Origin of the sequence: Mycobacterium simiae, assembly GCF_008370645.1 — a bacterium.
In the GTDB taxonomy this organism is placed as follows: domain Bacteria; phylum Actinomycetota; class Actinomycetes; order Mycobacteriales; family Mycobacteriaceae; genus Mycobacterium; species Mycobacterium simiae_A.
This window is the reverse complement of the sequence record NZ_VTZN01000206.1, coordinates 1-7,568: the sequence shown is the minus strand read 5'-3', so window position 1 is coordinate 7,568 and position 7,568 is coordinate 1. Positions and strand designations below refer to the sequence as shown.

The 7,568-nt window shown below is 65.5% G+C and carries 13 protein-coding genes and 1 pseudogene; 13 read left to right on the top strand and 1 reads right to left on the bottom strand.

The window, feature by feature from the left end; translation table 11 throughout:
• The 12 genes from F0Q45_RS28725 to rplO form a co-directional block, all read left to right on the top strand.
• On the top strand, positions 1 to 319 hold a 319-nt coding region (locus F0Q45_RS28725; protein WP_223163937.1), incomplete at its 5' end, for a hypothetical protein.
• Positions 320 to 401: 82 nt separating this feature from the next.
• Positions 402 to 650, top strand: coding sequence for a hypothetical protein (locus F0Q45_RS22740; protein WP_149656063.1), 249 nt, complete (start codon positions 402 to 404; stop codon positions 648 to 650).
• Between the two features lie 581 nt (positions 651 to 1,231).
• Positions 1,232 to 1,600 carry a 50S ribosomal protein L14 gene (gene rplN, locus F0Q45_RS22735; protein WP_003403649.1) on the top strand — a complete coding sequence of 123 codons (369 nt, stop codon included), beginning with the start codon at positions 1,232 to 1,234 and terminating at the stop codon, positions 1,598 to 1,600.
• On the top strand, positions 1,601 to 1,918 hold the full coding sequence (gene rplX, locus F0Q45_RS22730; RefSeq protein ID WP_149656062.1) for a 50S ribosomal protein L24: 318 nt from the start codon (positions 1,601 to 1,603) through the stop codon (positions 1,916 to 1,918).
• A gap of 2 nt (positions 1,919 to 1,920) precedes the next feature.
• On the top strand, positions 1,921 to 2,493 hold the full coding sequence (gene rplE, locus F0Q45_RS22725; protein WP_149656061.1) for a 50S ribosomal protein L5: 573 nt from the start codon (positions 1,921 to 1,923) through the stop codon (positions 2,491 to 2,493).
• Positions 2,494 to 2,498: 5 nt separating this feature from the next.
• Positions 2,499 to 2,684 (top strand): type Z 30S ribosomal protein S14, encoded by a 186-nt coding sequence (locus tag F0Q45_RS22720; RefSeq protein ID WP_011739072.1) that lies wholly within the window; start codon positions 2,499 to 2,501, stop codon positions 2,682 to 2,684.
• A gap of 24 nt (positions 2,685 to 2,708) precedes the next feature.
• Positions 2,709 to 3,107, top strand: a complete 399-nt coding sequence (rpsH, locus tag F0Q45_RS22715; RefSeq protein WP_149656060.1) for a 30S ribosomal protein S8 — start codon at positions 2,709 to 2,711, stop codon at positions 3,105 to 3,107.
• A gap of 20 nt (positions 3,108 to 3,127) precedes the next feature.
• Positions 3,128 to 3,667 (top strand): 50S ribosomal protein L6, encoded by a 540-nt coding sequence (gene rplF / locus F0Q45_RS22710; protein WP_149656059.1) that lies wholly within the window; start codon positions 3,128 to 3,130, stop codon positions 3,665 to 3,667.
• A gap of 41 nt (positions 3,668 to 3,708) precedes the next feature.
• On the top strand, positions 3,709 to 4,077 hold the full coding sequence (gene rplR / locus F0Q45_RS22705) for a 50S ribosomal protein L18 (protein WP_149656064.1): 369 nt from the start codon (positions 3,709 to 3,711) through the stop codon (positions 4,075 to 4,077).
• A gap of 20 nt (positions 4,078 to 4,097) precedes the next feature.
• The gene (rpsE, locus tag F0Q45_RS22700; protein WP_149656058.1) at positions 4,098 to 4,772 is read left to right on the top strand and encodes a 30S ribosomal protein S5; all 675 of its coding nucleotides are present in this window, start codon (positions 4,098 to 4,100) and stop codon (positions 4,770 to 4,772) included.
• On the top strand, positions 4,769 to 4,972 hold the full coding sequence (gene rpmD / locus F0Q45_RS22695; RefSeq protein WP_149656057.1) for a 50S ribosomal protein L30: 204 nt from the start codon (positions 4,769 to 4,771) through the stop codon (positions 4,970 to 4,972). The genes rpsE and rpmD overlap by 4 nt, the downstream gene beginning before the upstream one ends.
• On the top strand, positions 4,969 to 5,409 hold the full coding sequence (rplO, locus tag F0Q45_RS22690; RefSeq protein ID WP_149656056.1) for a 50S ribosomal protein L15: 441 nt from the start codon (positions 4,969 to 4,971) through the stop codon (positions 5,407 to 5,409). Before rpmD ends, rplO begins: the two co-directional genes overlap by 4 nt.
• Here the strand turns inward: rplO and F0Q45_RS29605 are convergent.
• A pseudogene (locus F0Q45_RS29605) lies at positions 5,392 to 5,571 on the bottom strand (hypothetical protein); the annotation flags it as partial. The gene rplO and the pseudogene F0Q45_RS29605 sit on opposite strands and share 18 nt — an antisense overlap.
• Positions 5,572 to 5,781: 210 nt before the next feature.
• On the opposite strand from F0Q45_RS29605, the gene sppA reads away from it, so the two are divergent.
• Positions 5,782 to 7,568 (top strand): signal peptide peptidase SppA (sppA, locus tag F0Q45_RS22680; protein ID WP_149656055.1); only part of this gene is annotated, 1,787 nt, incomplete at its 3' end.

Sequence of the window (7,568 nt, the reverse complement as noted above, 5' to 3'; positions counted from 1 at the left end):
AGGCCGCGGCACGCATGCCGCACTGGCCACCGTGATCCCCCGCCGTCGACTGGGCATCAGACACACCCCCGCGCCGCCGCGTGCTCACCTACGCCGCCCCAACCCGGCCAGGGCTGCAGTGAACACCACATCCAACAACATTGCCGCACCTCCGGCAACCCCCGGCTGCATCGCAAACACCATCACCCACGACCTCCGACTCACGCCCCGCGGACAAACACCAACCCACGCTAACCCGCGCCGGCCACCCCCGCAGCACACCAGAGAACCACACCAGCAGGCGCATGTCCGGCCACGGCTGCCAGAGGCGACCTCGTGAAGGCCTTTGGGTGTTGGGGCTGACGCGATCAGCAATTTGCCCGACTGCACAGTGATTTGACTTTGTCGGCCGGGGCGTACCCATGTCACCACCCGAGCAGTGCGCTGCCGTTCCCAGCCGGTACGGCGACTGGGGGCTGCTCGCCTCCGAAGCCGACCCCATACTGGACAATTGGGGCGGGCAAGACGGCGATGATCCGCAATGCTGTCGCACCTGGGCGGAGAATTGGGCCCAGCGCGCAGCCGCTGAACGCCGCTACAGCCAACAAGCCAGCCTTACCCCTAACCGGCTGCACCAGCCGCTAAAGTGCAGGGCTAAAGCCCTTGGCTAAGAGGCCTTTTCGCGAAGAAGCTGCCGGCAGGCCGGTGAGGGCCGGACAGCCTCGCTTCCGGTAAGGATGGCGTCAATCGCGGACAGGCCACGCGGTAATGGTCAAGGCGACGTGCAGTGCCCGGGCAGCCATCCGCAGTGCGGCCAGCCACCATTGATGCGTCTGAGTCGAGACTTCGGAATGTTCCCAGGCACCAGCACAGATCTCACCGCACCGTCCCCTCGGCGGCACGTGGGCCACCCACTCACCCGCCAGAATCAACCTGGCCAGTCGGCAAGCATCGCTGCGGCGGTTTCACCCCGGCGATGGCGGAATCAGAGTTGCCGGGCCAGCAGCAATGCCAACACTGGCTCTGGCCTGGTATCGCCGGTGAATTTGGCGCTGAGCTGGCCGTCCCCTAGACTCTAGGGGTTGCCTTGGGCAGACCTTGGCTGGTGCGTGCAAGCGGTACCGGCCCCGCGTGCCCTTCGGCGGCGCAAGTGGCATTAGACCGCGCACGTCAGGTTATTGGTGGGCCATGCTCAAAGCTCACCGAGTCGTCTTCTCCTGCCGCGCACACGTCAACCAGGTCAGGAGATCGAGTGATTCAGCAGGAATCGCGGCTGAAGGTCGCCGACAACACCGGGGCCAAGGAGATCTTGTGCATCCGGGTGCTCGGCGGATCGTCGCGACGCTATGCCGGCATCGGGGACGTCATCGTCGCCACCGTCAAGGACGCCATTCCCGGCGGCAACGTCAAGCGCGGGGATGTCGTCAAGGCCGTGGTGGTGCGCACCGTCAAGGAACGCCGGCGTCCCGACGGCAGCTACATCAAGTTTGACGAGAACGCGGCAGTGATCATCAAGCCCGACAACGACCCGCGCGGAACCCGTATCTTTGGGCCGGTCGGTCGCGAACTGCGGGAGAAGCGGTTCATGAAGATCATTTCGCTGGCGCCGGAGGTGCTGTAGATGAAGGTCCACAAAGGCGACACCGTGCTGGTGATTTCCGGTAAAGACAAAGGGGCCAAAGGCAAGGTGCTGCAAGCCTACCCAGACCGCAACCGGGTCCTGGTCGAGGGCGTCAACCGGATCAAGAAGCACACCGCGGTGTCGACCAATCAGCGTGGTGCCCGCTCGGGCGGGATCGTCACCCAGGAAGCTCCGATCCACGTCTCCAACGTGATGGTCGTCGATTCCGACGGCAAGCCCGCGCGCATCGGCTACCGGGTCGACGAGGAGACCGGGAAGAAGGTCCGTATCTCCAAGCGCAATGGCAAGGACATTTAGGCATGACGACCACCGAAAGCCCCGCGAAAACGCAGCCGCGTCTCAAGCTGCGTTACCGCAGCGAGATCCGCGACGTGCTGCAAAAGCAGTTCGGCTACCGCAACGTCATGCAGATCCCAACCGTGACGAAGGTCGTGGTCAACATGGGGGTCGGCGAGGCCGCGCGGGACGCCAAGCTGATCAACGGCGCGGTCAACGACCTGGCGCTGATTACCGGGCAGAAGCCCGAGATCCGCAAAGCTCGGAAATCCATCGCGCAGTTCAAGCTGCGCGAGGGCATGCCGGTCGGCGCTCGGGTCACCTTGCGCGGCGACCGGATGTGGGAGTTCCTTGACCGGCTTACCTCGATCGCGCTCCCGCGTATCCGGGACTTCCGCGGGTTGTCGCCCAAGCAATTCGACGGTGTCGGTAACTACACCTTTGGGCTGGCCGAGCAGTCGGTGTTCCACGAGATCGACGTGGACAAGATCGACCGGGTCCGCGGCATGGACATCAATGTTGTCACCTCGGCGACAACCGACGAGGAAGGGCGAGTGCTGTTGCGAGCCCTCGGCTTTCCCTTCAAGGAGAACTGACGCAGATGGCGAAGAAGGCACTGGTCAACAAGGCCGCACGCAAACCCAAGTTCGCGGTGCGCGGATACACCCGATGCAGCAAGTGCGGCCGGCCGCGCGCGGTGTTCCGCAAGTTCGGGTTGTGCAGGATCTGCCTGCGCGAGATGGCGCATGCGGGCGAGCTGCCCGGCGTGCAGAAGAGCAGCTGGTAACGGCGAGGAAGGGCAGACGCTGTTATGACGATGACCGACCCCATCGCAGACTTCTTGACCCGTCTGCGCAACGCCAATTCGGCCTACCACGATGAAGTGGCTTTGCCGCACTCCAAGATCAAGGCCAACATCGCCCAGATCCTCAAGAACGAGGGATACATCAGCGACTTCCGGACCGAGGATGCGCGGGTGGGCAAATCGCTGGTCGTCCAGCTCAAGTACGGTCCCAGCCGGGAGCGCAGCATCGCCGGTTTGCGGCGGGTGTCCAAGCCGGGGCTGCGGGTGTACGCAAAATCCACGAATCTGCCGCGGGTGCTCGGCGGCCTGGGTGTGGCGATTATTTCGACCTCCTCGGGCCTGCTCACCGACCGTCAGGCAGCCAGACAGGGCGTGGGCGGCGAAGTCCTCGCTTATGTCTGGTGAGAGTGTGGTGAGGGGTAGTCATGTCTCGCATTGGTAAGCAACCGATTCCGGTCCCCGCCGGAGTCGACGTAACGATCGAGGGCCAGAAGGTCTCGGTCAAGGGGCCCAAGGGTGCCCTGGATCTGACGGTCGCCGAGCCAATCACGGTGTCGCGCAACGACGACGGCGCCATCGTGGTTTCCCGTCCCAACGACGAGCGGCGCAGCCGCTCACTGCACGGGCTGTCCCGCACCCTGGTGTCCAACCTGGTCACCGGTGTGACGCAGGGGTACACCACCAAAATGGAGATTTACGGCGTCGGTTACCGCGTGCAGCTCAAGGGCGCCAATCTGGAGTTCGCGCTCGGCTACAGCCACCCGGTGGTGATCGAAGCGCCGGACGGCATCACATTCGCGGTCCAGGCACCGACGAAATTCACGGTCACCGGGATCGACAAGCAAAAAGTCGGCCAGATCTCCGCGAACATCCGGCGCCTGCGTCGTCCCGACCCGTACAAAGGCAAGGGCGTGCGTTATGAAGGCGAGCAGATCCGCCGCAAGGTCGGAAAGACGGGTAAGTAGTCATGGCGCAATCAAAGGCTGACAACGCTGCACCAAAGTCGGTGGGGCAGAGTGTTTCTGCAGCCCGGCGAGTCTCTCGGCTACGCAGGCACGCACGGCTGCGCAAGAAGATCGCGGGCACCCCGCAGCGTCCCCGGCTGGTGGTGCACCGCTCCGCGCGGCACATTCACGTGCAGTTGGTTAACGACCTGAACGGCACCACTCTGGCCGCCGCATCCTCGATCGAAGCCGGCGTGCGCAGTGTCGAGGGTGACAAGAAGGCCCGCAGCGTGCGGGTCGGCCAGTTGATCGCCGAGCGGGCCAAGGCCGCCGGCATCGACACCGTGGTATTCGACCGCGGCGGCTACAGCTACGGCGGGCGGATTGCGGCGCTGGCCGATGCCGCGCGCGAAAACGGATTGAGTTTCTAATGAACGGAAGGACCGCATAAATGGCGGAGCATTCGGCTGGCGGGCCCGGCGCCTCGGACAGCCGTGACACACGCGGTGACCGAGACGGTCGAGGCCGTCGCGACGGAGGCCGGGGCGGGCGCGACGGCGACAAGAGTAACTATCTGGAGCGTGTCGTCGCCATCAACCGCGTCTCCAAGGTGGTCAAGGGTGGTCGTCGATTCAGCTTCACCGCCCTCGTCATCGTCGGTGACGGCAATGGGATGGTCGGAGTCGGCTACGGCAAGGCCAAAGAAGTTCCGGCCGCGATCGCCAAGGGCGTCGAGGAGGCTCGCAAGGGCTTCTTCCGGGTGCCCCTGATCGGCGGCACCATCACCCACCCGGTGCAGGGTGAAGCGGCCGCCGGCGTCGTGCTGCTGCGCCCGGCCAGCCCGGGCACCGGCGTGATTGCTGGCGGCGCGGCGCGCGCGGTGCTGGAATGCGCTGGCGTGCATGACATTTTGTCGAAATCGCTGGGTAGCGATAACGCGATCAACGTGGTGCACGCCACCGTCGCCGCGCTCAAGATGCTGCAGCGTCCCGAGGAGGTGGCCGCCCGGCGCGGTCTGCCGATCGAGGACGTCGCGCCGGCCGGAATGCTGAAGGCGCGCCGGGAAAGTGACGCACTTGCTGCCGCCGCCGTGCGCGAGGCCCAGACGTCAGGGACACAACCATGAGCAGTCAGCTGAAGATCACTCAGGTGCGTAGCACCATCGGGGCTCGCTGGAAACAGCGCGAGAGCCTACGCACCCTGGGTTTGCGGCGGATCCGGCACTCGGTGATCCGTGAGGACAACGCCGCGACCCGGGGACTGATCGCGGTAGTGCGTCACCTCATCGAGGTAGAGCCCGCGAATACCGGAGGTAACCCCACATGACCATCAAACTTCACGACCTGCGGCCCGCGCCGGGGTCGAAGACCGCACGCACCCGCGTCGGGCGCGGTGAGGGCTCCAAGGGCAAGTCAGCGGGACGCGGCACCAAGGGCACCAAGGCGCGCAAGCAGGTGCCGGTGACGTTCGAGGGTGGGCAGATGCCGATTCACATGCGGCTGCCCAAGCTCAAGGGGTTCCGTAACCGGTTCCGCACCGAGTACGAGATCGTCAATGTCGGTGACATCAACCGATTGTTCCCCCAGGGCGGTAGCGTCGGCGTGGCGGACTTGGTGGCCAAAGGAGCGGTTCGCAAGAACGCCCTGGTCAAGGTTCTTGGAGACGGCAAGCTGACCGTTAAGGTCGACCTCACCGCGCACAAGTTCAGCGGTAGCGCCCGGGAGAAGATTACTGCGACGGGCGGATCAGTCACCGAGCTGTGATCTGCTGAGCTGCGGAATCACCTCTGCGGCAAGGCGTTCCATTTGCTCGCGGTGCTGCGCGACGTCAGGGCCGACGGGATTGAGCAGTAGCATCTGCGCGCCGGCGTCGATCACCTCGCGCAGTCCTCGGTCGCCCTCACCGGGCGTTCCCGACACGGGGATGGGCGGGTGTGGGCGCCAGCAGCGGTGACTCGCCGATAACCTGCTCGAGCACCCATCCACCTTCGAATCCCAGCTGCTCGGCGCGAGCAGGTTAGGAGCGTAACTTGGCGGCGTCAAAGCCATCAGAGTCCAGTTGAGGTAGGACGATAGCGAACCTCACATCGCCACCGAAGGGCGGGTAGCCGCCGGGTATCGGTACGCTGGGTAAACATGCGCGCCTTACTGTCCTTTCTGCCGGGTGTCGACGACATGCGGGCCCTGGCCCAGCGAGTCGACACCGCTCGACACCACGGCATCCCCAACGGTTGCGTGCTCGAACTCAACCTGCGTGCCATGCCGGTGGAGACCACAGGTTTCGACCCGCTTGCCATCCTGTCCGGGGGCGGCCGGCCGATGGCATTGCGCGACGCTGTGGCCGCGATCCACCGTGCCGCGGAGGATCCACGAGTCGCCGGATTGATTGCGCGTGTTCAGCTTCCGCCGTCGCCGGTCGGGGCAGTCCAAGAGCTGCGGGAGGCTATCGCGGCGTTCAGCGCGACAAAGCCGTCAGTGGCCTGGGCTGAGACCTATCCGGGCACGCTGTCCTACTACCTGGCTTCGGCGTTCCGGGAGATCTGGATGCAGCCCTCGGGTGGGGTGGGGCTGATCGGCTTCGCTAGCAACGCGATGTTCTTACGGGAGGCGCTGGACAAGGCGGGCATCGAAGCACAGTTCGTTGCCCGGGGTGAATACAAGTCGGCCGCAAACCTTTTCACCGAAGACGGCTACACTGACGCGCACCGTGAGGCCGTCACTCGAATGCTGGAAAGCCTGCAGGGTCAGGTGTGGCAGCAGGTGGCTGAGTCCCGCAACATCGACGCGGCCGTGCTCGACGAACTGGCCGACCGGGCTCCGCTGTTGCGGGACGAGGCGCTGGCCTCCGGCCTGATCGACCGGATCGGTTTTCGTGATGAGGCCCTCGCCCGTATTGCGGAATTGGTTGGTGTAGAGGGTGTTTCACCGGAGTCGGTAGATACCGACGACAAGCCGCCGCGGACGTACCTGGCGCGCTACGCGGGCGCGGCCCGGTCGCGAATGACGCCGCACGTCCCGTCGCTACCGGGCCGCCGAGCCAAGCCGACGGTTGCGGTGGTCACAGTCGAAGGCCCGATTGTGGACGGACGGGGCGGCCCGCAGGGCCTCCCCTTCGGTCCGTCCACCGCCGGTGGTGACACTATTGCGGCGGCGCTGCGGGAGGTGGCGGGCGACGATTCGGTGTCGGCGATCGTGCTGCGGGTGGACAGTCCTGGGGGCTCGGTCAACGCGTCGGAGACCATATGGCGTGAGGTGCAGCGCGCCCGCGAGCGTGGCAAGCCCGTCGTGGCGTCGATGGGTGCCGTCGCCGCCTCCGGCGGGTACTACGTGTCGACGGGCGCTGACGCGATCATAGCCAACCCCGGCACCGTCACCGGCTCTATCGGAGTGATCACCGGAAAGCTCGTGGTTCGCGACCTCAAGGACCGGCTGGGAGTCGGCTCGGAAACGGTGCGCACCAACGCCAATGCCGACGCCTGGTCGGTGGATACGCCGTTCACCCCGGAGCAGCAGGCCCGTCGTGAGGCGGAGGCCGATCTGTTTTACCACGACTTCGTGCAGCGCGTCGCCGAGGGTCGCAACCTCAGCACCGAAGCCGTGGATGCCGTTGCCCGCGGTCGGGTATGGACTGGTGCTGATGCCCTCGAACGCGGCCTGGTCGACGAACTCGGCGGCTTTCGCGCGGCCGTGCGGCGCGCCAAGATCCTGGCTGGAATTGACGAGGCTACCGAGGTTCGCCTGGTCAGCTACCCCGGTTCGTCGCTGCTGGATCTGGTGCGCCCGCGAATGTCGTCAAGGCCGGCGGCCGCGTCGTTGCCCGATGCGGTCGGCGCACTGGTGGTTCGCGCTATCGTCGGCGTCGCCGCACAGGTGGAGCAAGCTCACAGTGGCGCGAGCCTGCTATGGCTAGGGAATTCGCGTTT

What these genes read in the sequence shown, in the direction of transcription:
- F0Q45_RS22740 (WP_149656063.1), top strand. Translation starts at nt 402, where the DNA reads ATGTCACCACCCGAGCAGTGCGCTGCCGTTCCCAGCCGGTACGGCGAC.
- rplX (WP_149656062.1), top strand. Translation starts at nt 1,601, where the DNA reads ATGAAGGTCCACAAAGGCGACACCGTGCTGGTGATTTCCGGTAAAGAC.
- rplE (WP_149656061.1), top strand. Translation starts at nt 1,921, where the DNA reads ATGACGACCACCGAAAGCCCCGCGAAAACGCAGCCGCGTCTCAAGCTG.
- F0Q45_RS22720 (WP_011739072.1), top strand. Translation starts at nt 2,499, where the DNA reads ATGGCGAAGAAGGCACTGGTCAACAAGGCCGCACGCAAACCCAAGTTC.
- rpsH (WP_149656060.1), top strand. Translation starts at nt 2,709, where the DNA reads ATGACGATGACCGACCCCATCGCAGACTTCTTGACCCGTCTGCGCAAC.
- rplF (WP_149656059.1), top strand. Translation starts at nt 3,128, where the DNA reads ATGTCTCGCATTGGTAAGCAACCGATTCCGGTCCCCGCCGGAGTCGAC.
- rpsE (WP_149656058.1), top strand. Translation starts at nt 4,098, where the DNA reads ATGGCGGAGCATTCGGCTGGCGGGCCCGGCGCCTCGGACAGCCGTGAC.
- rpmD (WP_149656057.1), top strand. Translation starts at nt 4,769, where the DNA reads ATGAGCAGTCAGCTGAAGATCACTCAGGTGCGTAGCACCATCGGGGCT.
- rplO (WP_149656056.1), top strand. Translation starts at nt 4,969, where the DNA reads ATGACCATCAAACTTCACGACCTGCGGCCCGCGCCGGGGTCGAAGACC.